21 protein-coding genes and 1 pseudogene are annotated in these 24,353 nt (G+C 70.3%); 13 read left to right on the top strand and 9 right to left on the bottom strand.

The window, feature by feature from the left end:
- Positions 1–19 precede the first annotated feature (19 nt).
- From cydC to QM809_RS01280, 5 genes are all read left to right on the top strand, one after another.
- Positions 20–1,750 carry a thiol reductant ABC exporter subunit CydC gene (cydC, locus tag QM809_RS01300; RefSeq protein ID WP_415046981.1) on the top strand — a complete coding sequence of 577 codons (1,731 nt, stop codon included), beginning with the start codon at positions 20–22 and terminating at the stop codon, positions 1,748–1,750.
- Between the two features lie 4 nt (positions 1,751–1,754).
- Positions 1,755–3,164, top strand: coding sequence for an AAA family ATPase (locus tag QM809_RS01295; RefSeq protein ID WP_415044041.1), 1,410 nt, complete (start codon positions 1,755–1,757; stop codon positions 3,162–3,164).
- A complete protein-coding gene (locus QM809_RS01290; protein WP_415044040.1) occupies positions 3,161–3,673 on the top strand; it encodes a hypothetical protein in 513 nt (170 codons plus the stop codon). The genes QM809_RS01295 and QM809_RS01290 overlap by 4 nt, the downstream gene beginning before the upstream one ends.
- Entirely contained in the window at positions 3,670–4,353 is a 684-nt protein-coding gene (locus QM809_RS01285) for an RNA ligase family protein (RefSeq protein WP_415044039.1), read from the top strand. Before QM809_RS01290 ends, QM809_RS01285 begins: the two co-directional genes overlap by 4 nt.
- A gap of 305 nt (positions 4,354–4,658) precedes the next feature.
- Complete coding sequence (locus QM809_RS01280) at positions 4,659–5,627, top strand: acyl-CoA thioesterase (protein ID WP_415044038.1); 969 nt, start codon at positions 4,659–4,661, stop codon at positions 5,625–5,627.
- A gap of 528 nt (positions 5,628–6,155) precedes the next feature.
- On the opposite strand, the gene QM809_RS01275 is transcribed toward QM809_RS01280, so the two are convergent.
- Both QM809_RS01275 and QM809_RS01270 read right to left on the bottom strand, forming a co-directional pair.
- Positions 6,156–6,776, bottom strand: a complete 621-nt coding sequence (locus QM809_RS01275; protein ID WP_415044037.1) for an FABP family protein — start codon at positions 6,774–6,776, stop codon at positions 6,156–6,158.
- Between the two features lie 160 nt (positions 6,777–6,936).
- The gene (locus QM809_RS01270; RefSeq protein ID WP_415044036.1) at positions 6,937–7,458 is read right to left on the bottom strand and encodes a hypothetical protein; all 522 of its coding nucleotides are present in this window, start codon (positions 7,456–7,458) and stop codon (positions 6,937–6,939) included.
- Between the two features lie 76 nt (positions 7,459–7,534).
- On the opposite strand from QM809_RS01270, the gene QM809_RS01265 reads away from it, so the two are divergent.
- Positions 7,535–8,122 (top strand): flavin reductase family protein, encoded by a 588-nt coding sequence (locus QM809_RS01265; RefSeq protein ID WP_415044035.1) that lies wholly within the window; start codon positions 7,535–7,537, stop codon positions 8,120–8,122.
- A 137-nt stretch (positions 8,123–8,259) separates the two neighbouring features.
- On the opposite strand, the gene QM809_RS01260 is transcribed toward QM809_RS01265, so the two are convergent.
- The 3 genes from QM809_RS01260 to QM809_RS01250 form a co-directional block, all read right to left on the bottom strand.
- Positions 8,260–8,565 (bottom strand): DUF1416 domain-containing protein, encoded by a 306-nt coding sequence (locus QM809_RS01260; RefSeq protein WP_415044034.1) that lies wholly within the window; start codon positions 8,563–8,565, stop codon positions 8,260–8,262.
- A 17-nt stretch (positions 8,566–8,582) separates the two neighbouring features.
- Complete coding sequence (locus QM809_RS01255; protein WP_415044033.1) at positions 8,583–9,410, bottom strand: sulfurtransferase; 828 nt, start codon at positions 9,408–9,410, stop codon at positions 8,583–8,585.
- Between the two features lie 99 nt (positions 9,411–9,509).
- Positions 9,510–10,391, bottom strand: coding sequence for a DUF2993 domain-containing protein (locus QM809_RS01250; RefSeq protein WP_415044032.1), 882 nt, complete (start codon positions 10,389–10,391; stop codon positions 9,510–9,512).
- Positions 10,392–10,480: 89 nt separating this feature from the next.
- Here QM809_RS01250 and QM809_RS01245 point away from each other — a divergent pair, with 89 nt between their 5' ends.
- The 6 genes and pseudogenes from QM809_RS01245 to pstB all read left to right on the top strand — a co-directional run bounded on the left by QM809_RS01245 (position 10,481) and on the right by pstB (position 16,222).
- Entirely contained in the window at positions 10,481–11,203 is a 723-nt protein-coding gene (locus QM809_RS01245; protein ID WP_415044030.1) for a winged helix-turn-helix domain-containing protein, read from the top strand.
- A 130-nt stretch (positions 11,204–11,333) separates the two neighbouring features.
- Positions 11,334–12,244: pseudogene (gene mshD / locus QM809_RS01240) on the top strand (mycothiol synthase).
- Positions 12,245–12,409: 165 nt separating this feature from the next.
- Entirely contained in the window at positions 12,410–13,480 is a 1,071-nt protein-coding gene (gene pstS / locus QM809_RS01235) for a phosphate ABC transporter substrate-binding protein PstS (RefSeq protein WP_415044029.1), read from the top strand.
- 29 nt (positions 13,481–13,509) lie between these two features.
- On the top strand, positions 13,510–14,517 hold the full coding sequence (pstC, locus tag QM809_RS01230; RefSeq protein ID WP_415044028.1) for a phosphate ABC transporter permease subunit PstC: 1,008 nt from the start codon (positions 13,510–13,512) through the stop codon (positions 14,515–14,517).
- 1 nt (position 14,518) lies between these two features.
- Entirely contained in the window at positions 14,519–15,415 is an 897-nt protein-coding gene (gene pstA, locus QM809_RS01225; RefSeq protein WP_415044027.1) for a phosphate ABC transporter permease PstA, read from the top strand.
- A gap of 30 nt (positions 15,416–15,445) precedes the next feature.
- Entirely contained in the window at positions 15,446–16,222 is a 777-nt protein-coding gene (pstB, locus tag QM809_RS01220; protein ID WP_415044026.1) for a phosphate ABC transporter ATP-binding protein PstB, read from the top strand.
- 258 nt (positions 16,223–16,480) lie between these two features.
- On the opposite strand, the gene phoU is transcribed toward pstB, so the two are convergent.
- The 4 genes from phoU to QM809_RS01200 all read right to left on the bottom strand — a co-directional run bounded on the left by phoU (position 16,481) and on the right by QM809_RS01200 (position 22,448).
- Positions 16,481–17,143, bottom strand: coding sequence for a phosphate signaling complex protein PhoU (gene phoU, locus QM809_RS01215; RefSeq protein ID WP_415044025.1), 663 nt, complete (start codon positions 17,141–17,143; stop codon positions 16,481–16,483).
- 86 nt (positions 17,144–17,229) lie between these two features.
- On the bottom strand, positions 17,230–20,109 hold the full coding sequence (locus QM809_RS01210) for an LCP family protein (RefSeq protein ID WP_415044024.1): 2,880 nt from the start codon (positions 20,107–20,109) through the stop codon (positions 17,230–17,232).
- Between the two features lie 73 nt (positions 20,110–20,182).
- Complete coding sequence (dusB, locus tag QM809_RS01205) at positions 20,183–21,376, bottom strand: tRNA dihydrouridine synthase DusB (protein WP_415044023.1); 1,194 nt, start codon at positions 21,374–21,376, stop codon at positions 20,183–20,185.
- Between the two features lie 73 nt (positions 21,377–21,449).
- Positions 21,450–22,448, bottom strand: a complete 999-nt coding sequence (locus tag QM809_RS01200; protein ID WP_415044022.1) for an acyl-ACP desaturase — start codon at positions 22,446–22,448, stop codon at positions 21,450–21,452.
- Positions 22,449–22,780: 332 nt separating this feature from the next.
- Between QM809_RS01200 and QM809_RS01195 the strand changes: the two genes are divergently transcribed.
- On the top strand, positions 22,781–24,343 hold the full coding sequence (locus QM809_RS01195) for a WS/DGAT/MGAT family O-acyltransferase (protein ID WP_415044021.1): 1,563 nt from the start codon (positions 22,781–22,783) through the stop codon (positions 24,341–24,343).
- The last annotated feature ends 10 nt before the right edge of the window (positions 24,344–24,353 follow it).

Raw genomic sequence — 24,353 nt, 5'->3', positions numbered from 1 at the left:
CCTCGCCTCCCGCGACCCGATGCTGCGGGCGCTGCGGTTCGTCGGGCTGGGAGCCCGGCCGGTGCTCGTCTCGGTGTTCCTCGGCGCGGCCGGGGCGCTGTGCGCGCTCGGTCTCGCCGCCGTCTCGGCGTGGCTCATCACCCGGGCCTGGCAGATGCCGCCGGTGCTGTACCTGTCGGTCGCGGTGACGTCGACGCGCGCCTTCGGCATCTCGCGGGCGCTGTTCCGCTACGCCGAACGACTCGCCACCCACGACACCGCGCTCGATGCGATGGCCGTCGCGCGGGAGAAGATCTACCGGGTGCTGGCCTCCGGGCCGCCCGCCTACTCGGTGGGACTGAGCCGGAGCAGGCTGCTGGCCCGCACCGCCGACGACGTCGACGAGATCGGCAACGCCCTGATCCGCGGGCTGATCCCGATGACCGTCGGGGCGATCACCTCCGTCGCGGCCGTCGCGGTCACGGCGTTCGTCTCGCCGCTGTCCGCGGTGATCCTGGCGGTCGCGCTGATCGTCAGCGGCGGCCTGGCCCCGTGGCTCGCCGCGCGCGGCGCGGCGCTGGCCTTCGAGCAGAGCGCCCGCGCCCGCGAGGACGTCGCCCAGGAGACCACCGCGCTGCTGTGGCACGGCCCCGAACTGGTGATCGCCGGACGACGACGGGCCGCCCTGGACCGGCTGCACGCCGCGGACCGCCGGGTGGCGGCCGCGACCGACCGCGGTCTGCGCCGACAGGTGGCCGCCACCGCCGCGACACCGTTCGCGCTGGCCGTCAGCGTGACGGCGGCGGCGCTGATCGCCGTCGACCTGGCCACCGGCGTGTCCGGGTCGCTCGCCGAGGTGTCGTCGACGGACACCCGGTTCACCCCGATGCTGTTCGGCGTCCTGGTGCTGCTGCCGCTGTCGTCGTTCGAGACCACCGGGCCGCTCACCGAGGCCGGGATCGCCTGGCTCAAGGGCAGGCAGGCGGCCGCGCGGGTGATGGACCTGGTCGACGGCGCGCACCGCCCCGACCGCGCGCCCGGCTCCGGACCGGACACCGCAGAATCGGACGCCGATCCCGTCGTCGACCCGGCCCCCGCGGTGCTGACCGCGGACCGGCTGGAGTGGGGACGGGACCGGCCGCTCGGGCCGTCGTCCGGCCTGGATCTGCGGCTGGCGCCGGGGGAACGGGTCGTCGTGACGGGGCCGAGCGGCTGCGGCAAGTCGACGCTGCTGCTCACCCTCGGCGGACTGCTCGACCCGCTGTCCGGCACGGTCACCGCGACCCGCGCCGACGACGGCGCGGTCGTGCCCCCGACGCGGGCCGCCTGCTACTTCGCCGAGGAGGCGCACCTGTTCTCCACGTCGGTGCGGGAGAACCTGCTGGTCGCCCGCGGCGACGCATCCGACAAGCAGATCCGGGCGGCGCTGGCCGAGGTGGGCCTGACCGAGTGGGTCGACGGCCTGCCCGAAGGTCTCGACACTGACCTGACCGGCGGCGGTTCGGCGCTCTCCGGCGGGCAGCGACGTCGTCTGCTGCTGGCCCGGGCCCTGCTGCACCCGGCGCCGATCGTGCTGCTCGACGAGCCCGCCGAGCACCTCGACGCCGGGGACGCCCGGCAGATGATCGAACGGATCTGTGCCGCCGGCCCGGACTCGCTGTTCGGCCCCGACCGCGCCGTGGTGCTGGTGACCCACCAGCACGGCGACGCCGGACACGACGCCGGCGCGCGACTGCTGCCGCTGGCGCCCGAGTCGGCCGGGGACCGGTGAGCCCGTGCTGACCGGACTGCGGATCCGGAACTTCAAGGCCTGGCGCGACACCGGCGAGGTTCCGCTCGCCCCGCTCACCGTGTTCTTCGGCGCCAACTCGTCGGGCAAGTCGAGCCTGCACCAGCTCCCGATGCTGCTGCGGCAGACCGTGGAGTCGGCGGATCGACGACGCGTGCTCCACACCGGCGACCGGCACACCCCCGTCGACCTCGGCGGTTTCGCCGACCTCGTGCGCGACCCCGCCGAGCCGCTCTCCTTCGAACTCGGCTGGCGCCGAGAGGAGCCGCTCACCGTCGTCGACCCGGGGTCGCGGCGGGCGCTGTCCGGCCGGGACCTGCGATTCGGTGCGACGATCTCCGCCGACGGCGGTCTGCCGCCCCGGATCGCCGTCGACGAGTACGCGTACACCCTGACCGGTGACGACGGCGCCGTCTCGCTGGGCGGTCGTCGTACCGGGCCGGGCGACTACACCCTGACCGCCGCCGGGATGACGCTGCAGCCGGTGCCGGGTCGCACCGGCACGGTCTCGCCGCCCGGGCACTTCCACGCCTTCCCCGACGACGTGACGACGCACTTCGCACACCTCGACTTCGTGCCGGACCTCACCTACGCGCTGGAGAAGCAGCTCACCGCGCTGGACTACCTGGGGCCGCTCCGGGAACCGCCGGGCCGCCTCCACCGCTGGTCGGGGGAGGAGGTCGGCGGCGTCGGCCGACGCGGGGAACAGGCGGTGGAGGCGCTGCTGGCCGGTGCCGGGCGCCGATACGGGCGCACCCCGGACGGGCCGACCGCACCGCTGGGCGCGGCGGTCGCGCGGCGGCTGCAGACGCTCGGCGTGATCGACGAGTTCACCGTCGCCCCGATCGCGCCGGGCCGCGACGAGTACGAGGTCCGGGTCCGCACCCCGGACGGCACCCGCGAGGTGCTGCTCACCGACGTCGGATTCGGCGTCTCGCAGGTGCTGCCCGTCGTCGTCGAATGCCTGTACGCGCCGCCGGGATCCACCGTGATCATGGAGCAGCCGGAGATCCACCTGCACCCGTCGGTGCAGTCCGGGCTGGCCGACGTGCTGATCGACGCGATCGGGACGTACGAGGAGGGCAGACCCCGGAACGTGCAGCTGGTGGTCGAATCGCATTCCGAGCACCTGCTCCGGCGGCTGCTGCGGCGCATCGCCGAGGAGGCGATCGACCCCGCGACGGTGGCCTGCTACGTGGTGACCCCGGGGCGCGACGGCTCGCGCATCGAACCCCTCGACGTCGACGCGTACGGGGCGGTCCGGAACTGGCCCGCCGACTTCTTCGGCGACCCCGCCGAAGACCTGGTGGCCCGCTCGCGCAGCGCGCGGCAGCGGCGCAGGCGGGCGGAGGAGCGCAGACCGGCGGAGGAGCACAGGCGGGTGGAGGAGCGATGACCAAGGTGGTCGACACCAATGTCGCACTGGTCGTCAAGTTCCCCGACGAGCACCCGCCCGCCCTGGTCGACGCGTGTGAGGAGTTCCTGGAAGAGGTCCTGACCCGGCGGCTCACCGTGGTGACCGACGAGGGCGGCGAGATCGTCGAGGAGTACTTCCACCAGCTCAGCCGCAGCGGCGGGCCGTCGTTGGGTGACGCGTTCGCCCGCTACGTCCACGACCACCGCTACGGATGGGACCCGGAGCTGCGGCCCGACATCGTGCCCGCCGCCGGCCTGGAGAACATCTACCGGGTGCTCGACGGCGACGACGCGGAGATCGACCCCTCGGACCGCAAGTTCGTGGCCGCGGCGAAGGTCGCCGGCGTGCCGGTGGTGGAGAGCACCGACACCAAATGGCTCGACTGGGGACCGGTGCTCGCGCGGCACGGCGTCGTCGTCGAGTGGATCGACGAGCGGGCGATCCGCATCGCGTACCGGGAGAAGTTCGGGCGGAAGGCACCCAGATGAGCGAGTTCTTCAGATTCCCGTCGACCACCTACCTGTTTCAGCCCGACGGCGTGGACGTCCGGGACGACAAGGTGCTCACCGAGTCCGAGCGCGCCGCGTTCCTGGCCCGGCCGCTGCACGTCGAGGAGAAGCTCGACGGGCAGAACCTCGGCATCTCGGTGGGCCCGGACGGGCTGCGCTTCCAGGCGCGCGGCAGTTACGTGGAGACCGGCGGACGGTACTTCCGCGGCCTGGAGAACTGGGTCGCCGCGCGCCGCACCCGGCTCGAAGAGGGGCTCGGCGACGACCTGATCCTGTTCGGCGAGTGGTGCGCGGTGGAGCACAGCGTCTCCTACGACGCGCTGCCCGACTGGTTCCTGGTGTTCGACGTCTACGACCGCGGCCTCGGCGCGTTCTGGGAGATCCCGCTGCGCGACGAACTCGCCGCCGACCTCGGCCTGCACACCGTGCCCTTCCTCGGGGAGGGGCGTTTCGAGGAGGACCGGCTGGTCCGGCTGATGGACACCACCAGCGCGGCCGGCGCCCACCCGATGGAGGGCCTGGTCGCGCGGACCGTCGACGACGGTCCCCCCGAGCGCGCCAAGGTGGTGCGTTCGAACTTCGTGCAGCAGATCGAGCAGCACTGGATGACCGGGCCGCAGACCATGAACCGCCTCGACACCGGCTCCGGCGGCGACTGAGTCCGCCCGGGTGCGGCGCCCTCGCCGCCGGCGACCCCGCCCCGCCGTCCTCAGCTTCGTCCGGCCGTCGAAATCCCTGTCCCGATGGCTGAGCCCGGCCGCGAACGGAGTGAGCGACCGGTGTCGAAACCTCTCGTTCCCGCGTCGAGCGCCGGTTCGTGCAGGGCTTCGACACGGCCTCGTCGTGTTACCCGGCGATGCCGTCGTATTACCGGTTCGTAACCACATCTGCACCGGTCGGGGCCGGTGTCGCGTGCGGTCCGGGACGGGTACAGCATGGGTGGAACCCGAGAGTGGAGGTCCCCATGCCCGTCACCGATCGTCAGATCACCCTGCGCTTCCTGGCCGCGCCCACCGACGTCGCCTCGATCGGGGGAGGTGTGCGGGGCGGCCGGATCCTGGAGTGGGTCGACAAGGCCGCGTACGCGTGCGCCGCGGCGTGGTCGGGCGGCTACAGCGTCACCGCGTACGTGGGGAACACCAGCTTCGGCCGCGACATCTCCTCCGGCGACCTGGTGGAGGTCACCGCGACCGTCATCCACACCGGCCGCACGTCCATGCACATCCAGTGCGAGGTCTCCTCGGCCGATCCGCGGGTGGGCATCTTCCGCCCCGCCAGCTCCTGTCTGCTGGTGTTCGTCGCGATGGATGCGGACGGGCGACCCACCCCGGTGCGTCGGTGGGAGCCGGTGCACGCCGACGACGTCGCCCGCGCGGAGTACGCGCGGGTCCGCACCGAGGTACGACGACGGATCGCCGCCGCGATGGAGGGCGCCGACTACCGTCGTGCCACCGCGGCCTGCGAGGTGGACACCCGTTTCCTCGCCTCGCCCACCGACGTCAACTGGGGCGGCAAGGCGCACGGCGGCCGGGTGATGGCCTGGATCGACGACGCCGCTTACCTGTGCGGCGTGCGCTGGAACTCCGGTGAGGTGGCGACCGCGTACATGGGCGGGGTGCGCTTCTACCGGCCCATCCACATCGGGCAGGTGGCCGAGGTGTCGGCCCGGCTCATCCACACCGGCAGGCAGACGATGCACGTGGCGGTGCACGTCCGGACCTACTGGCCGCGGGAGGGCCGGGAGACCGCGCGGCTCGCCGCCCACGGTCTCACCGTGCTGGCCGCGCTCGACGCCGCCGGCGACGCGACCGATGTGACGCAGTGGGCGCCGCAGCTCCCCGGGGACGTCGCGCTCGACCTGCACGCGCGGGAACTGATCGCGATCCGCGGTCGACGCGACCCGGACCGCGCCCACCGCATGGTCGCGATCTAGATGAACGAGCCCCGGTGCGCTCGCGCAGAGCATTCGGGACTCCCTCGGTGGTCAAGCCCCTCTCGGCGTTCGAGTATCGCCTCGGCGGTCGAGCCCCTCCTCGGTGATCGAGCGGAGTCGAGATCCGGTGCGAGCCGGACGGTGCTCCCGACGGAGACCCTGGTCGGACTCCGCAGGTCGCTTCCTCCGCTCCCTGAGCCGGACCGAGGCGTCAGCCGAGGACCGAGTCGAAGGGGCTCCGGAGCGCGATCACCGAGAGATGAACGACCACCGGGCCCCTTCGACGCGTCGGTTCACTTCGTTCGCCGACGGCTCGGGGAGCGTGACCGGAGCACCCAGCCGATCTCCGATCCGGGAGGAACGCGGTGACGAGCCGCGGGACGGGGCGTGCGGCGCGGGGTGGCGGTTCGCTGTGTTCGGGAGCGGTGGGGAGTGTCCGGATGTACACGAAAACGGGGGTGCCTCGGGCAGATCGCCCGTGGCACCCCCGGATTTCGGTACATTCTGCCGCGCCCCGGCGGACGAGGGTCAGCCGATGACGCGCTTGAGCTTCGCGGAGAGGCGCGGGGTCAGGTCGCCGTCGGTGTCCAGGCGTTCTTCGACGTAGGCCAGGTCGCCGTCGGGGACCAGCCCGTAGAGACGCTTGGCCGCACCGGTGTGCGTGCCGGTCTCGGTCCGGATGTTCACGTCGGTGGTGAGGTTCCACGACGTCTGGTTCAGCGGACGGCCGTAGTACAGCTCGATGGATCCCTCGGCATGGGTGAGCAGCAGTTCGACGGTGTCGTCCTCGCCGATCCGCCAGAAACCGGACTCGCGGAGGTCGGGCTTCACATAGGCGCCGTCCTCGTCGAGGACCCACGAACGCGACTCCCAGCAGAGGTAGTTCCCGCCGTCGTGGCTCACGATGATCTGCTGCCCGAACGGGTAGTCCTCGCCGGTGATCGGGTCGTGGCCCTCGCCTTCGCCCTCCCACACGCCCACCAGGGGCAGCAGGCCGAGCAGGCCCGGGTGCAGATCGGGGCCCAGCCGTAGGTTCGCCGTGTTCTCGGGCAGCGGAAGATCACCGACGGCGGGGATGTTCTTGTCCCCGGTCTCGGCGGCGCGCTGCTCGGCGTCGGCGATCGCCTCGTTACCCGAGCGGGTCGTCATGACTCGTCGGTGACCAGGCGGTAGACGACGTACAGGGCGAACCAGATGATCAGCAGGGAAGCGAGACCCAGCAGTACCTCGAAGAAAATGACCACGGCCTGATGATACCGCGTAGCTGAGAATCCTCAGAGTCGGTCCCCTGAGCTATGGCTCATCCCACTCACGTCCACCAGATGATCGACAACTCGACGGCGGCACGCCCGAGCTGGGCGAGGAAACCGGGTCCTCCGCACCCGACAGCGGCGGCGAGGGCGACGGCGAGCGCGCATTCGAGGTCGGAAGTGGTGTCGGCGTGGGGATCGCGGAACCGGACACGCCCGTCGCCCGGGGGCCGTCGTAGTCGCGTCAACGCCGTCTCGCCCTTGTACAGCACTGATTCGATCATGGTGCGCGGTACGAAGGTGTACTCCACCTCCTCGACTCGTACCGCGTACCCCCGTGCCCTACGGAACGGATTCCGCTTTCCGCGCCGCCGCAGCGACACCTCGGCACCGTCGAACGTGATGGTCGGTGCGGTCGTGTCCGAGGAGCCGATCGGCGCGTCGCCGCGGCCCGACTGCTTCCCGATCCGGGTCACGACTGCGACGGTGCCGTCGACGTCGACCCTGATCGAGTCCTCGAAATCCGTCACCGTCACGCTCCGGCCCGGTCGAGCGTCGACCGAGTAGGTGCGCATCCGCATGTCGCCGAACGTACCGGGGAGGAGCCGGGGTCATGCAGGGAATCGGGAACGACCCTCCCCGGGTACGGTGGCCGGCGTGAGTGGACGACGGGTGCTGCGGCCGGGCGACGACGATGTGAACTCCTACGCCCTGCTGACGGCGCTCGTGGTGCCGCGGCCGATCGCCTGGGTCGCGACGGTGGACGCCGACGGAGTGGGGAACCTGGCGCCGCACTCGTTCTTCACGGTGGCCTCGGTGCGGCCGCCTGTCCTCGCGTTCACCTCGATCGGAGTCAAGGACACGCTGCGCAACATCCGGGCCACCGGGGAGTTCACGGTGAGTCTGGTCGACGAGGAGTCGGTCGACGCGGCCAATGCGACGAGTGCGACGTTCGGGCCCGAGGTCGACGAGGCGGAGCGGGCCGGGGTCGTCATGGCGCCCGGCGTCGTCGTGAATCCGGGGTACGTCGCCGAGGCCCCGGCCGCCCTGGAATGCCGATTGCACGACACCGTGGAGTTCGCCGGGTCGACCGTGGTGTTCGGCGAGGTGGTGGCCTTCTCGATCGACGAGGACGTCCTGGACGGCGGGCATCCCGTGTTCGAGCGGCTCCGCCCGGTCGCGCGGCTCGGGCGCGACGAGTGGGCGCTGCCGCCCGAGGTGATCCGGCGGGCGCGGCCCGACTGAGCAGGCCCGGAGATGCGGAGAACCCCGACCCGCGGGGTGCGGATCGGGGTTCTCGGGTCTCGACTTCGCTCGACCGGCGAGGAGGGCTCGACCGGCGAGAGCAACACTCGACCGGCGAGGAGTTCAGCCGGTGAAGGTCACTTGGCGACGGTCACCGTGTACTCGTGGACGCCGGGGGCCTCCGGAGCGGCCTCGGTCTGGCCGTTGCCCTGCGAGCTGAGCGCGCGGAGCGTCCAGCTGCCGGGAGCGGCGAAGAACCGGAAGTCGCCGGTGGCCGAGGCGACCACCTCGGCGGTGAACTCGCCGGAGGCGTCGAGCAGGCGCACGAAGGCGCCGGCCACCGGGGTGCCCTCGCCGTCGACGACCTGACCGGTCAGCACCGTCTCCTTCTCGACGTCGACGCCGGCCGGAATGGTCTGACCCTGCTTGGGGGCTGCACACATGGTGGTTACTTCCTCACTCAGATCTCGATCGGAACGCCGACCAGCGAGCCGTACTCGACCCAGCTGCCGTCGTAGTTCTTGACGTTCTTCTTACCCAGGATCTCCTGCAGCACGAACCAGGTGTGGCTCGAACGCTCGCCGATACGGCAGTAGGCGATGGTCTCCTTGTCGTCGTCGAAGCCCTTCTCCGCGTACAGCGCGGTGAGCTCGTCGTCGCTCTTGAAGGTGCCGTCCTCGTTGGCGGTGGTCGACCACGGGATGTTGATCGCGCCGGGGACGTGGCCGCGCTGCTGCGCCTGCTCCTGCGGGAGGTGCGCCGGGGCCGAGATGCGGCCGGCGAACTCGTCGGGGCTGCGGACGTCGACCAGGTTCTTGTTGCCGATCGCGTCGACGACCTCGTCGCGGAACGCGCGGATCGAGGTGTCGGCGGGCTGGGCGACGTAGGTGGTGGCCTCGCGGGTCACGGTCTCGCCGTTCAGCGGGCGGCCGTCGAGCTCCCACTTCTTGCGGCCGCCGTCGAGCAGCTTCACGTCGGCGTGGCCGTAGGTCTTGAAGTACCAGTAGGCGTACGCGGCGAACCAGTTGTTGTTGCCGCCGTAGAGGATCACGGTGTCGTCGTTGGCGATGCCGCGCTCGCTGAGCAGCTTGCCGAAAGCGTCCTGGTCCAGGAAGTCGCGGCGCACCGGATCCTGCAGGTCCTTGCGCCAGTCCAGGCGCACGGCGCCCGGGATGTGGTTCAGATCGTAGATCGAGGTGTCTTCGTCGACCTCGACGAACACCACCTTGTCGGCGTTCAGGTTCTGCTCAGCCCATTCGGCGCTGACCAGCACATCCTCACGTGCCATGTGTGTAGATCCTTTCGGTGATCCCTCACGCCTGGCGGGTACCCCATGTACCCCGGCCGGGAACTGGTGACGACGCTACCGCCGCGGAGGAGGGCCGGATCAGAACGCGCGCGGCTCCACGGTGCCGCCGGGTCGCTCACCGATCAGCACCAGGTCGCTTCCCCGGGACAACGCGCTGGTCACCGGGGTGTCCCAGGCCGTCGGCAGCGGCGGCAGAGTGATTGAGAAGAGTTTAAATACGTGTGATCGAAACTCCTCCGGCACGTCGTCGGAGAAGTGTTCCTCGGGTCCGGTGTAGAGGTCGACGGCGTCGATCCGGACGCGGCCGTCGACCACCGAGACCCGCGCCGAGACGCTCACCTTGACCTTCGGATGGCGGTATTCCGACGCCGACGGCGGATACTTTCCGTCGCGGGCGGGGGAACCGGGCAGCGGCACGGTGCCGCTCAGCATGATCCCCTCGGTGCGTTCGAGCAGTCCGTCGCCGGGTCCGCCGCCGCCGATCCTCCCCTCGGGCGCGGGGGTGTTGATGTAGAGGTCGACGATGTTCATCAGCCGCCCGAGGTTCACCGAGTCGACGCGGGTCTGCGCCTCCAGCCGCTGAAACCGTATCGGCGACGACGGGGTCGTGGACCAGACGTCACCGAGCTCGGCGTCGTACAGGCGCGCGTCGACGTCGACGGTGCAGCGGCCGCGATCGGCGCAGCCCGGCGCGGTGACGCCGCGGGCGCTGAGATGGATCATCGGGAAGTCGCCGCGGCCGGCGCGCGTGAGGAACGGGAAGCCGTTGAGCATCACCTCGGGTTCGTAGGTGACCGAGGGGGAGGCCTGCACGGCGTGAGCAAGTCGACTCTCCGCACGAGATGCCGTGACGAGATCCGTGAGCAACGCGACGACCAGCATCGATGCGACGACGGCGACCGTCACGGCCAGCGGCCGCCGGATCCGGGTTACATCTGCGATGCGGGTGGATGACGTCATTGACGCTATTCTGTCATTCACGTGCAAGGAGCTGCGACCAGCGTCGATCGGCAGCCCATCTTGGCCACCTCTACGATGAGGAGTGCTCAGTGGACCTGTTGTTGTTGACCGCTGAAGAATCCGCAGACGCCGTTCTCCCTTCTCTCTCCCTGCTGCCGCACCGCGTGCGCACGCTGCCGGCCGAGACGTCCTCGCTGACCGAACTGGGCGACGCCGAGGTGATCCTGGTCGACGCCCGCCGTGACCTCGCGGGGGCCCGCGGCCTGTGCCGACTGCTCACCGGGGGGCGTGCACGACTCTCGGCGGTGCTCACCGAGGGCGGACTGGTGGCCATCACCGCCGACTGGGGGATCGACGATTTCCTGCTTCCCGAGACCGGACCCGCCGAGCTCGATGCCCGGCTGCGTCTGCTGGTCGCCCGCGGTGCGTCGGGCAACGACGAGCCGGACGACCGCGTGACCCTCGGCGAGCTGGTGATCGACGAGGCCACCTACACCGCCCGGCTCCGCGGCAAGCCCATCGACCTGACCTACAAGGAGTTCGAGCTCCTCAAGTTCCTGGCCCAGAACGCCGGCCGCGTCTTCACTCGCGCTCAGCTCCTGCACGAGGTCTGGGGTTACGACTTCTTCGGCGGCACCCGCACGGTCGACGTCCACGTCCGACGACTCCGCGCCAAACTCGGCAGCGACCACGAGGCCCTGATCGGCACCGTCCGCAACGTCGGCTACAAGGCCGTCCGGCCGGCCCGTTCGCGTGACGGCGGCTCCGACCACCCCGACGACGACGGCGACCTCACCGAGACCGCGGGCTGAACACGACTCCGTCGACCGCCCGATCGGCGGGTTTCGCCCGAGGTGATACGGGGGCTCACCGAGACCGGGCCCGGAGACTAGCCTGGATCGGGTGACCGCTACTTCCGCTCTCCGCACCGTCCGCGGCGCTCTGCCCGCCGACGACCTCGCCGCCGTTCTGGCCCTCGTCGCCCGCGCCGAACAGTACGACGAGGTGTCGCCGCTCTCCGAACAGTTCCGGCTCGCCCTCACCGCGCCGGACTCGCTGCACGTCCTCTCCGCGCACGGGTACGCCGGGATCGTCGTACCGCCCGCCGGGGGAGCGGCGTCGGTGGAGGCCGCGGTGGACCCGGAGCATCGCGGGCGCGGCGAGGGCGCACGACTCGTCGCGGCCGCCCTGGCCGCGGGCCGGGAGGCGGGCGAGGGCGCGCCGTCGCTCTGGGCGCACGGCGACCTGGCGGGGGCCGCCGGACTGGCCGCCAACCTCGAACTCGAACGGGTCCGGGAACTGCTGCAGCTGCGGCGAGCCCTGGCCCCGACCGCGCCGGCCGCGATCCCGCTGCCGCCGGTGCCCGCGCGCGACGACGTCGTCGTCCGGACGTACGCCGGACCGGCCGACGACGCGGAGATCCTGCGCGTGAACAACGCCGCCTTCGCGTGGCATCCGGAACAGGGCGGCTGGACGCAGCAGCAGATCGACGACCGCACCGGCGCGGACTGGTTCGACCCGGCGGGCCTGATCCTCGCGTTCGACGCCTCGGCGGCCGCCGCGGGCGACGGTTCGGCGGACGGGGGCGGCTCCTCGGTTTCCACTGGACCAAGGTGCACCCGGAGGCCGAGACCGGCGGGGCGCCGCTCGGCGAGGTGTACGTGGTGGCCGTCGATCCGGCGGCGCAGGGCCGCGGGCTCGGGAACCTCCTCACCCTCGCCGGACTGCATCACCTGGCCGACACCGGTCTCGGCCGGGTGCAGTTGTACGTGGAGGGCGACAACGCCGCCGCGCTCGCGACCTACCGTCGTCTCGGATTCACCCGGTACGCGGTGGACGCCGCCTATCGCTGATCCCGGACATACCGGGCCGACCCCCCAGGTGTGACACGTCCCACCTGGGGGTTTGTCTCTGTGCTGGACGTTGTTCGCATTCGCGTCATCTCGCGGCCGATTCGGGCTCATCGGACATCGATAGCTTCGCCTTGTTGACGAAGCAATCGAAAGGCCTTCACTCGCATGTCCGCGACTCTCTCCTCCGCCGCCCGCCGCACGACCTTCGCGGCCACCGCGGTCGTCACCGCAGGTCTGGTGCTGTCCGCCTGCGGTTCCGGTTCCTCCTCCACCACGATCACCGGTGAGGGCTCGACCGCCCAGCAGAAGGCGATGACCCACTTCGCCGACATCCTGACCGACGACGGCGGCGCCGTCCTGGACTACACCGGCTCCGGCTCGGGTGCGGGCGTCAAGAAGTTCCTGCAGGGCGACGTCGACTTCGCCGGCACCGACTCCCCGCTGAAGGGCGAGGAGATCGCTCAGGCCAAGGAGCGCTGCGGCGGCAACGACGCCTGGCACCTCCCGATGGTGATCGGCCCGGTCGCCGTCGCCTACAACCTCCCCGGTGTGGCGAAGCTGAACCTGAACGCCGCCACCCTCGCCCAGATCTTCGACTCGAAGATCGCCAAGTGGAACGATCCGAAGATCGCCGCGCAGAACCCGGGCGTCAAGCTGCCGGACACCGCGATCGTGCCGGTCCACCGCTCGGACAGCTCGGGCACCACCGACAACTTCACCAAATTCCTCAAGAACGCCGCCCCGAAGGACTGGCCGTACGAGCCGAGCAAGGAGTGGGCGGGCAAGGGCGGTTCCGGCGCCACCAAGTCGACCGGCGTCGGTGACACCGTGAAGAAGACCGCGGGCGCGATCACCTACGTCGAGTGGGGCTTCGCCACCGAGAACAAGCTGGGTGTGGCGAACATCGACTTCGGTGCCGGGCCCGTGGAACTCACCGCGGCCTCCGCGGCCGGTGCGCTCGACGGCGTCAAGTTCAAGACCCCGGGCAGCAAGGACCTCGTCGTCGACACCGACGCGCTGTACTCGCTCTCCAAGCCCGGCGCCTACCCGCTGCTGCTGACCCCCTACTCGGTGGTCTGCTCGGCCGGCTACTCCGACGAGAAGACCGCCGAGGCCGTCAAGACGTCGTTCGGCACGATCCTCGACAAGGGTCAGGAAGGCCTCGACGCCCTCGGCTTCGTCCCGCTGCCCGCCGCCTACGCCACCACGCTCCGAAGCACGATCGACGCGTTGTGAGCACCCCGGATACGACGACGGGACCGCCGGTGAGCACGACGGCCGACACCGCACCGCGCCCGGAGCGGACTCCGGGCACCCCCGCGACGCCGGAGTCCGGCGCACTGAGATCGGTGTCGCGCCTGGGCGACCAGGTGATGCACGGCCTCGCCACCGGATCGGGACTGCTGGTCTCGGCGGCGATCGGCCTGATCGCGGTGTTCCTGCTGATCACGGCGATCCCGTCGTTGCTGAAGAACAATGCGAACTTCTTCACCTACACCGGCACCTGGGTGGTGTCCGGCGGGGAACTGAAGTTCGGCGTCCCGGCCCAGTTCTACGCCACGGTGCTGGTCTCGGTGATCGCACTGGTCATCGCCATGCCGGTGGCCCTGGGCATCGCGATCTTCGTGACCGAGTACGCCAAGCCGCGGATCGCCGGTCCGATCACCTACGTGGTGGATCTGCTGGCCGCGGTGCCGTCGATCGTCTACGGCCTGTGGGGCATCCTGGTCCTCGGCCCGGCGATGGTCGGCATCAACCAGTGGCTGGTGGACCACTTCGGCTGGCTGCCGTTCTTCCGGCCGCCGGAGAACGCCGCGAACATGTCCACCGGCGGCACCCTGCTGACGGCGGGCATCGTGCTCGCGGTGATGATCCTCCCGGTGATCACCGCGGTGACCCGCGAGGTGTTCTCCAAGACCCCGGTCGCCCAGCGCGAGGCCGCACTGGCCCTCGGCGCCACCAAGTGGGAAGTGGTCAAGACCGCGGTGATGCCCTTCGGCTTCTCCGGCTACATCAGCGGTTCCATGCTCGGCCTGGGACGCGCCCTCGGCGAGACGATGGCGCTGCTGCTCATCATCTCGACCGTCGGACCGATCAACTTCAACCTCATGGAGAGCGGGCAGACCTTCGCGACCGTCATCGCGAACAACGCCTCCGAGTTCGACACCCCGGCCAAGACCGGCGCGTACATCTCGGCCGGCCTGGTGCTCTTCGTCCTCACCTTCATCGTGAACGCCGCGGCGCGTGCGGTGATCGCCCGGAAGGGGGCCTGAGATGACCTCGACGACCACTGAACCGGCCGCACCGAGCGGACTGGAACATCTCACGACGGCTTCGCCGCGTCGCAAGCTCGCCGACGGCACCGCACGGGTGCTGGTCACCGCGTCGGTGGCCCTGGCCGTCCTGCCGCTCGGCTGGCTGGTCTGGACCCTGGTGGCCCGCGGTATCGGGCCGATCCTGGATCCGGACTGGTGGCTGTCGGCCGAACGCTTCGGCGGCGCGGCCAACGCCATCATCGGCACGCTGATCCAGACCGCCGTCGCGGCCGTGATCTCGGTGCCGCTGGGCGTCCTGGTGGCGATCCTGCTGATCGAGTACGCCGACCAGAACAGCCGACTGGTCAAGATCACCACCTTCATGGTGGACGTCCTGTCCGGCGTCCCGTCGATCGTGGCGGCGCTGTTCGTCTTCGCGGTGTGGCGGACCACGCTCGACCTGCCCCGTTCGGGTTTCGTCGTCGCCCTCGCCCTGGTGCTGCTGATGGTGCCGCTGGTGGTGCGGTCCACCGAGGAGATGCTCAAGATCGTGCCGCACGAGCTGCGCGAGGCGTCGTACGCGCTGGGCGTCCCGAAATGGAAGACGATCCTGCGCGTGGTGCTGCCGACCGCGATGGGCGGCATCATCACCGGCGTCATGCTGGCGGTGGCCCGCGTGATGGGCGAGTCCGCTCCGGTGCTGATCCTGGTGGGCGCCACCCGCGCCACCAACTGGAACCCCTTCGAGGGCAACCAGCAGACCCTGCCGCTGATGATGCTCCAGAACTACAACAGCGGCCCCTCCGGCTACGACACCGTCTGGGGTGCGGCGCTCACGCTCGTCGTCCTGGTGGCCGTGGTCTACGTCGGGGCGCGGATCCTGGCCCGGTTCACCGGCACCAAGACCGACCGCTAGCCGACAGCACCGAGAAGAAAGACTCGAACCATGGCCAAGAGCCTCACCCTGAACGATCTGAACATCTTCTACGGCGACTTCCACGCCGTGAAGGACGTCTCGCTGAACATCGCCCCGAAGACGGTCACCGCCTTCATCGGCCCGTCCGGCTGCGGCAAGTCCACCGTGCTGCGCACCCTCAACCGCATGCACGAGGTGACCCCCGGCGCGTACACCACCGGGCAGGTCCTGCTCGACGACCTCGACCTGTACGGCAAGAACGTCGACCCGGTCGGCGTCCGCACCACGGTCGGCATGGTCTTCCAGCGCCCGAACCCGTTCCCGACCATGTCGATCCGCGACAACGTCGTCGCCGGTCTCAAGCTGGCCGGCGTCCGCGACAAGGCCAGGCTCGACGAGGTGGCCGAGACCAGCCTGCGCGGCGCCAACCTGTGGGACGAGGTGAAGGACCGCCTCAACAAGCCCGGCGCGGCGCTGTCCGGCGGTCAGCAGCAGCGACTGTGCATCGCCCGCGCCATCGCGGTGTCGCCGCAGGTGCTGCTGATGGACGAGCCCTGCTCGGCGCTCGACCCGATCTCGACCCTGGCGATCGAGGACCTGATCAACGAGCTGAAGTCGCAGTACACGATCGTGATCGTCACCCACAACATGCAGCAGGCCGCGCGAGTGAGCGACCAGACGGCGTTCTTCAACCTGGCCGCCACCGGCAAGCCCGGCGAACTGATCGAGGTCGGCGCCACCGCCGACATCTTCCAGAACCCGACGCGCAAGGAGACCGAGGACTACATCTCGGGGCGCTTCGGCTGAGACCACGGTTCCCCTCGCACGGCGGGGGGACTGCGAAGGCGAAGGCCTCGACGGAGCACCGTCGAGGCCTTCTGCATCGGCGTCGTCCCCGGCCTCCGGCGGCACTCGGCACACGGTTCGGAGAGGATCCCCGCCCCGCCGACCGAGCCGGGTGGGGAACGACGTGACGAGGCCGTGTCGAAGCCGCACCGGCCAGACACGAGACGCCCGCCGGATCGCGATGATCCGACGGGCGTCCTTCAGCGCTCAGCGTGCGTGTCAGCCGGCTTCCTGGAGCTGTTCGGGGGTCTTGCCGGTGGCCTGGAACACGACCCGGCGGCCGATCGAGACGGCGTGGTCGGCGTAGCGCTCGTAGTATCGGCCGAGCAGGGTGACGTCGACGGCGGAGGCGACGCCGTGCTCCCAGTCGCGATCCATCATGACGGTGAACAGGTGACGGTGGAGGTCGTCCATGGCGTCGTCGTCGTCCATGAGGGCGAGGGCGTCCTCGTGGTTCTGGCTCGCCAGGACGCGGCGTGCGTTGCCCGCGAGTTCGACGGCCAGGCGGCCCATCTCGACGAAATAGCCGGCCACCTCGTCCGGCAGCACCCGGAAGGGGTGACGACGGCGCGCGATCTTGGCGACGTGCAGGGCCAGCGCCCCCATCCGGTCGATCTCGGCGACCAGCTGGAATCCGCCGACAATGCTGCGCAGATCACCGGCGACGGGAGCCTGCAGGGCGAGGAGCTCGAAGGCCATCTCCTCGGCCTCGGCGGAACGCTGGGTGAGCGAGTCGTGGTCGGAGATCACCTGCTCGGCCAGTTCGAGATCGGCTTCGAGAAGGGCGTGGGTGGCCCGTTCCATCTCGTGTCCGACGGTTTCACACATTTCCCCGAGCAGCGAGTTCAGCGCTGCCATCTGCTCCTGGTAAGCGTCACGCATGGAGCTAATCGTACGTTCGACCAGGGCCCTCGAACCGACCTCCGGGTGAAGCCGGTGTGAACAGTGTCCGACCGTACTCGTGCAGGTCAGCTGCAGGTCGTGTCGCCGGCGTTGGTCACCGCGAGATCGTTCGGGAGATCGGTGTTGGTGTTGGCCTTGGGGAGCTGCCCGACGGTCAGGGTGCTGCCCGGCGACGGGGCGTCGGCGATCGACGACATGCCGCCGAAGTCCGAGCCGAGGATGATCTCCACGCCGGCCTTCACGTTGCGGTCCTGCTGGATCCGCGCACCCGGGAACATCTTGGCGATGGTGGCCGCCGAATCCTTCTCCCCGGGGCCGTAGCGGACGACGGTGTCGACACGCTTGTTCGAGGCGTCGGCGACACCGGGAACGGTGAACTCGTCGCCGATCAGCGCGTTCATCACCTCGGTGGCCACCCCGGACTCGCCGGAACCGTTGAGGACGCGCACGGTCACGTTCGACGGGTGCTGTGCGGTGGCCTCGGTCTGGCCGGGGGTGGCCGGTTCCTTCGGCTCGGGGGGCGCCGGGCTCGGATCGGGAGCGTCGTCGGCCTTCGGCTTCGGCTTCTCCTTCTTCTCACCGGGCAACGGCTTGTCGTCGATGATGGCGGTGAAGAGCGCGTCGACGTCGTCGGTGCGCGGGAGCTCGTTGTTCAAGCCGTCGGTCGAGGTGCCCGCGGTCGGGATGGTGACGAAGGTGACGCGGCCCGCGTCCACCTCCTGCATCGACTCGGCGAGTTCGATCAGCGAGTTGGTGTCGACCCGGTCGACGGTGCTGTATTCGATGAAGGTCTTGACGATCCGGTTCAGCTTGGCCGGATTGGACATCACGTCGCTCGAGAGCGCCGACCGCAGCAGCGACGACATGAACAACTGCTGTCGCTTGATGCGGCCGTAGTCGCCGTTGCCCTCCGTCGAGATGTTCCGGGCGCGCACGTAGTTGAGGGCCTTCCGGCCGGTCAGATTCTTGCTTCCGGGCTTCTTCAGGATGTAGCCGAGTTCGTAGTCGTAGAGCGGCACCTTGGAGCACACCTGGACGCCGCCGATCTGGTTGACGACCTTCTCGAAACCCTCGAAGTCCATCGCGATGAAGTGGTTGATCTCCAGGCCGCTCATCTGAGTCAGGGTCTTCACCAGGCACTGCGGTCCGCCCTCGGCGTACACGCCGTTGAGTTTGACCCCGGAGGCGCCGGCCAGATCGGTGCCGTACTCGCCGGTTCCGAAATCCCACTCCTTGCAGTCGGGCCGGTCCACCGCGAGGTCGCGCGGCCACGACACGGCCACCACGCGACTGCGGTCGGCGGGGATGCTGACCATGAGGATCGTGTCGGCGCGGGCGCCTTCGATCGTCGTCGAATCACCGCCGCCGATCTTGCCGTTCTTGCCGGAGCGGGAGTCGGTGCCGACGATCAGGTAGGTCTCGTCACCGTGCTGGGCTGCGCGATCGCGGACGTTCGGATCGTTCTTGTCGATGGCGACGGTGGTGGTCCAACTGGCGTTCCAGCTGCGCTGGATGCTCCAGGCGTAGCCGGTGCCGACCAGCGTCAGGACGCAGACCAGCGCGACGATGACGCGGCCCGCGTTCTGCGCGGCGACCTGCTTGAACTGCTTGCCGCCGGTGGTGATCTTGCGCTTGCGCTCGGCCTTGACCAGTTCGAGGGCGCCGGTGAGGTCGGGCGTCGGCTCCAGCGGACGATTCAACCGCCGGAGACGGTCGCCGACCGAGGGCGCGGACGTCTCGGCAGGGGGGATCTCGTCGAGGAGGCTCTCCACCGCGGACTCGGTCGGAGCAGCGGGTGCCGCCGGAGCGCGGTACTCGTCCTGCGGGAGGCGTTCGATCCCCGGTACCGACAGGTCGACGGTGGGGTCGCTCGGCGGGAAATGCGGCATCGCCGTCGTCGGACCGGCGGGCCCCGCCGCGTCCGGGCCCTGCGGACCGGCTGCCTGCGGTCCCTGGTTCTGGGGTCCCTGGTTCTGCGGACCGGGACCCGGGGTGCCCGGCGCTCCCGGAGCCTGGGGCCCGGGGGCGGAGGTCTGCGGTCCGGGTGCCTGCGGACCGGGCGTCTGCTGTCCCGGTGCGGGAGCGCCCGAGGTCTGGGCGGGGCCCGGAGCCGGTGCGGGCCGGGTGTGTGCTCCGGTGTCGCCTCGTCCCGGACGGGTGCTCGGAGGCTGCGGGACGGGCGGCAGCACCGGACGAGGGGGTCGAGGAGGTCGACCCGGCTCGCGCTTGGCGGTCTGTCCCGGCTGGGGCTGACTCTGCGGAGCCGCACCCTGCGGAGCCTGACCTTGAGGAGCCCCGCCTTGGGGAGCCTGACTCTGCGGAGCCCCGCTCTGCGGGGTCTGCGGGGGAGTCGACGGTGCGGGGCTCGACGGCGGGGAGACCTGCGTCTGGGGAGCCGATGGGACCGGTGCGGTCGGGGTGGTCCGCGGGGACGCCTGAGGAGCCTGCGGCGCCGGGGGCGTCGTCGGCTGCTGCGGAGCCTGCGGTTGCGGAGCCTGCTGCTGCGGGGGCTTCGGCGCGGGGGCGTCCTGCGTCGACGACGGAGCCGACTGCTGTTCCATGACCCGCGTGGGTGCGGCCTGCGGAGAGGGAGCCTGCGGGGGTGCAGGAGCGGGGGGAGCGGCCGGTGCCTGCTGCTTCGCGGCAGGCGGCACGGCGGGCTTCTGCGGCGGGGCCTGGTGTGCAGGCGGCGCCGTGCTCCCCGGGTGCGAGCTGCCGGTGGCGACCTGCTCCATGAGTTCGCGGACGGTCAGCCGTTCCCGGCCCGGAACCTTCTTCTCACGGCGGGCGGGCTCGTGGAGTCCGTCGTGCCGTTCGGAGACCTCGGGATCGCCGAACCGGGACCGGAAGTCGTACGACTCCGACGTCCGCCCGGCGCGCCGAGACCGCCGGACAGGCCCGGACGGGCCGTCCGGCTGCGTCGCACCGGGCTGGTCTGAAGTCACGTGGTCTGCACCTTTGCTCGAACTGGGAACATCCTAGTCTCTCAGAACTGAGAGCTTTCTCAGTGACTCGGGATCATCCGCCGGAATGCATGATCTCGGCGCCGTCGGGAACGATGTCCTCCTCGGGATCGTCGAGCCACCCCTCGGGCAGTGCGACCTGTGCGGGGGTGCCCTGCCTGCCCCGCGGGCCGTGGCCGTCCCGGGGGAACGGGGCGTCGGCCGGCAGCCCGGAGAGCAGCGCGCGCAGGTCGGCGAGTGTCTCGACCAGCGAGAGCTGCGACCGGATGTCCGACCCGGCGGGGAATCCGCGGAGATACCAGGCGACGTGCTTGCGGATCTCCCGCATGCCCTTGCCCTCGCCGTGGTGTGCGCTGAGGAGTTCTCCGTGGCGGTACATGATCTGCACCACCTCGCCCAGATTCGGGGAGGGGGGAGCGGGCAGGCCGCGGAGCTTCGCGGAGAGTTCGGCGAACAGCCAGGGACGTCCCAGGCACCCGCGGCCGATCACCACGCCGTCGCACCCGGTCCGCGCCATCATGGCGACGGCGTCGTCGGGTTCGAAGATGTCGCCGTTGCCCAGGACCGGCACCTCGGTCACGTGTTCCTTGAGCCGGGCGATCTCGTCCCACTGCGCGGTGCCGGAGTAGCGCTGCGAAGCCGTGCGCGCGTGCAGCGCGACGGCCGCCGCGCCCTCCCCGGCGGCGATCCGGCCGGCGTCCAGGTGGGTGTGGTGCTCGTCGTCGATCCCGATCCGGAACTTGACGGTCACCGGGATGTCGGTGCCCTCGGTGGCCTTGACCGCGGCGGCGACGATGTTGCGGAACAGGCGCCGCTTGTAGGGGATCGCCGAGCCGCCGCCGCGCCGGGTCACCTTGGGGACCGGGCAGCCGAAGTTCATGTCGATGTGGTCGGCCAGACCCTCGTCGACGATCATCTTCGCGGCCTTGTAGGTGTACTCCGGGTCCACGGTGTACAGCTGCATCGAGCGCGGCGTCTCCGACGGGTCGAAGGTGGTCATGTGCATGGTGACCGGGTGCCGCTCGTAGAGGGCGCGGGCGGTGACCATCTCGCACACGTAGAGACCGGACACCGTGCCGGTGCGGGCCAATTCCTGCTCGCGGCACAGCATCCGGAAGGCGACGTTGGTGACGCCGGCCATCGGCGCCAGGACCACGGGACTGGCCAGTTCGAGGGAACCGATCCGGAGCGCGGCGGAGGCGCCGAGCGGGGCGGAGGCCGGTTCGGGAGGTACGGATTCTGGATGCACGGAACCGGCGCCCCCGGTGGTCGGGGGCGCCGGCGACGCGGTGGTGTCGAGCGTCAGCGGGATCTCGCTCGGCTCAGGAGGCCTGCTTGGCCTTGGCGGCCTTGGCTGCTTCACGGGCCAGGGCGCGGTCGCGCATCTCCTCGAAGCGGGACGCGTCCTTGTCGAGCTGCTCCAGGAAGGCGGCCAGCTCGTCGCGGGTCTTCTCGCCCTCGGGGCTGAAGTCGTCGCGGCCGAAGATGTTCCACTTCTTCAGGACCGGCATGACGACCTCGTCGAGGTGCTGACGCAGGTCGTAGATGCCGTGCTTGGCCATCAGCACGCCGTGGCGGCGGAAGTTCGGCATGCCGGCGCCGGGCATCTGGAAGTTGGTGACGATGTCGGTCACGGCCCGCAGGGTCTGGTCGGGAGCCAGGTCGAGGCCCGCGCCGCAGATGTTGCGGTAGAACATCATGTGCAGGTTCTCGTCGGCCGCGATGCGCTGCAGCATCTTGTCGGCGATCGGGTCGCCGCAGGCCTTGCCGGTGTTCCGGTGGCTGACGCGGGTGGCCAGCTCCTGGAAGGTCACGTACGCGACCGAGTGCAGGATGCCCAGCTCGTCGGCGTACTCCTCGAGCTCGTCGGTGCGGCCGGCCGCGGCGAGCATCGGGTCGTAGCCGTTGGTCATGTGGATCATCCGGGCCTCTTCGAGGGCCACCGGATCCACGCCGCGGGTCACCACCAGGTAGTCGCGCATCACGATGCCGTGGCGGTTCTCCTCGGCGGTCCAGCGACCGACCCAGTGGCCCCACGCCGAGTCCATCGAGAAGTTGTCGGCGATCACCCGGTGGTACGAGGGCAGGTTGTCCTCGGTCAGCAGGTTGGTGATCATGGCGGCCTTGGCGACGTCGCTGAGCTGCGACTGCTCCGGCTCGTAGTCCTTGCCGCCCAGTTCGGCGTAGTCGCGGCCCTCGTCCCACGGCACGTAGTCGTGCGGATTCCAGTCGCGTGCCACCTTCAGATGCCGGTTGACCTCCCGCTCAGCGGCAGGCTCCAGCTCCTGCAGAAGCTCGAGTTGCGTGAGTGCACGTGCCATCGGTGATTCCTCTTGGTTATCGGGGCTCTCCCGCCGGCGCCGGGTCAGGGTCAGCAGGGCTTACTGTCTCCAGGCTACGTGAACCTCGGGGTGCTCCCAAGTCCCTCGGCCAGGATTGGCGACCTTAGTCACGGGTCGCTGTCATCGGGTTCATCGTCGGATCCCCGGCCGACGTTACGGAGGCGTAGGTTCGGCTCCGGATCACCTCCGGCGACGCCGGGGTCGTCGGACGCTTGTCCCTCGGGGGCCTCCGTCCCAGGTCTAGAGTGAATCGAGGGGCGTGTGCCGCGGGGTGTGCGAGGGATCGGGCCCGAACAGAGGGAGAGTGTCGGATGGAACGTCTGAGCGGACTGGACGCGTCGTTTCTCTATCTGGAGACCTCGTCGCAGGTGATGAACGTCGCGACGATCCTGCAGGCCGATCCGTCGACGATCCCGGGCGGCTACTCGTTCGAGAAGGTGCGCGCCGAGATGGCGCGCCGGGTCGTGGGCCTGCCGTATCTGCGCCGCCGGATCACGAACTCGCTCACCAACGTCGACCACCCGGTCTGGGTGGAGGACGACGACTTCCGCATCGAGCGGCACGTCCACCGGATCGCGGTGCCGTCGCCGGGCCGGATCGAAGAGGTGTCGCAGATGTGCAGTCACCTGATCGGTCAGCAGCTCGACCGCAAGAAGCCGCTCTGGGACCTGTGGGTGATGGAGGGCATGGCCGGCGGCCGCATCGCCTTCATGCTCCGAATGCACCACGCCCTGGTCGACGGCGCGACGGTCGCCGACCTCCTCGGCGACCTGGCCACCGAGAGCGCGGACCCGCCGCCGCTCGACCCCGAGCAGGCGGCGATCACGGCGGGTGCGGCGCCGCGCGCGGAGATGGCCGTCGGCGGCGCGTTCAACTTCTTCGTCCAGCGGCCGATCGCCGCGCTCAAACTGATCCCCAAGACGCTGCCGGTGCCGGTGGAGTGGATCAAGCGGATCCGGGCGGGCGACGGCATGCCCGCGCCCTTCGACGCGCCGCGGACGCGGTTCAACGCCCCGCTGACGCCGCGCCGGTCCATCGCGCTCACGCAGCTTCCGCTGGCCGAGGTGAAGCGGGTCAAGGACCACTACGGGGTCAAGATGAACGACGTCGTGCTCGCGATGACCGGCGGTGCGCTCCGCGACTATCTCGCCGTGCGCGACGAACTCCCGGACCGGCCGCTGGTGGGCCTGGTGCCGGTCTCGGTGCGCGGGTCCGACGAGACCGATCTCATCGTCACCGGAACCAACAAGGTGACCGGCATGTTCACCCGGCTGCCCACGCCGGTGGAGGACCCGGTGCAGCGGATCCGGGTCGCGCAGGTCTACGCGAATCAGGCCAAGAAGCACCACGAGGACGTCGAGCCGAACCTGTTGCGCGCGTTCGCCGAGTTCGCCCCCGGGCATTCGCTGGGCGCCCTGATGCGGCTGTACGCCGACCGCAGGCTCTCGGTGCTGCACCCGCCGATCTTCAACACGGTGATCTCGAACGTGGCCGGCCCCCGGTTCGACATGTACTTCCTGGGCGCGAAGGTGGAGGCGGTCTACCCGCTGGCGCCGATCTTCCACGGCCTGGGCCTGAACATCACCGTGTTCTCGGCCGGCGACAAGTTGAACGTCGGCCTGCTGACCTGCGCCGACCTGACCCCGGACATCTTCGATCTGTGTCACGCCTTCGAGGCGCAGCTCGGCGAGCTGTCCCGCGCGGTGGACGCGGACGAGTCCGCCGCCGAGACGGCGGCGGCGATGGATGCGGCGATCCGCGAGGCGGTCGCGCAGGCCGCGATCAAGGAGTTCCCGATCGACCTCGGTCGCAGGACCGACGACGGGGACTCCGGCGACGGCGGCGATGACGCTGTCTCCGAATCAGGCCCCTGACCTGCGGATT

This window comes from Gordonia sp. (in: high G+C Gram-positive bacteria) (genome assembly GCF_047600385.1).
Taxonomy (GTDB): Bacteria; Actinomycetota; Actinomycetes; order Mycobacteriales; family Mycobacteriaceae; genus Gordonia.
This window is presented reverse-complemented; position numbering and strand designations above follow the sequence as displayed.

Coding starts and splice junctions, on each gene's coding strand:
- cydC (WP_415046981.1), top strand. CDS start 20: ATGCTGCGGGCGCTGCGGTTCGTCGGGCTGGGAGCCCGGCCGGTGCTC.
- QM809_RS01290 (WP_415044040.1), top strand. CDS start 3,161: ATGACCAAGGTGGTCGACACCAATGTCGCACTGGTCGTCAAGTTCCCC.
- QM809_RS01285 (WP_415044039.1), top strand. CDS start 3,670: ATGAGCGAGTTCTTCAGATTCCCGTCGACCACCTACCTGTTTCAGCCC.
- QM809_RS01280 (WP_415044038.1), top strand. CDS start 4,659: ATGCCCGTCACCGATCGTCAGATCACCCTGCGCTTCCTGGCCGCGCCC.
- QM809_RS01275 (WP_415044037.1), bottom strand. CDS start 6,776: ATGACGACCCGCTCGGGTAACGAGGCGATCGCCGACGCCGAGCAGCGC.
- QM809_RS01270 (WP_415044036.1), bottom strand. CDS start 7,458: ATGCGGATGCGCACCTACTCGGTCGACGCTCGACCGGGCCGGAGCGTG.
- QM809_RS01260 (WP_415044034.1), bottom strand. CDS start 8,565: ATGTGTGCAGCCCCCAAGCAGGGTCAGACCATTCCGGCCGGCGTCGAC.
- QM809_RS01255 (WP_415044033.1), bottom strand. CDS start 9,410: ATGGCACGTGAGGATGTGCTGGTCAGCGCCGAATGGGCTGAGCAGAAC.
- QM809_RS01250 (WP_415044032.1), bottom strand. CDS start 10,391: ATGACGTCATCCACCCGCATCGCAGATGTAACCCGGATCCGGCGGCCG.
- pstS (WP_415044029.1), top strand. CDS start 12,410: ATGTCCGCGACTCTCTCCTCCGCCGCCCGCCGCACGACCTTCGCGGCC.
- pstA (WP_415044027.1), top strand. CDS start 14,519: ATGACCTCGACGACCACTGAACCGGCCGCACCGAGCGGACTGGAACAT.
- pstB (WP_415044026.1), top strand. CDS start 15,446: ATGGCCAAGAGCCTCACCCTGAACGATCTGAACATCTTCTACGGCGAC.
- phoU (WP_415044025.1), bottom strand. CDS start 17,143: ATGCGTGACGCTTACCAGGAGCAGATGGCAGCGCTGAACTCGCTGCTC.
- QM809_RS01200 (WP_415044022.1), bottom strand. CDS start 22,448: ATGGCACGTGCACTCACGCAACTCGAGCTTCTGCAGGAGCTGGAGCCT.
- QM809_RS01195 (WP_415044021.1), top strand. CDS start 22,781: ATGGAACGTCTGAGCGGACTGGACGCGTCGTTTCTCTATCTGGAGACC.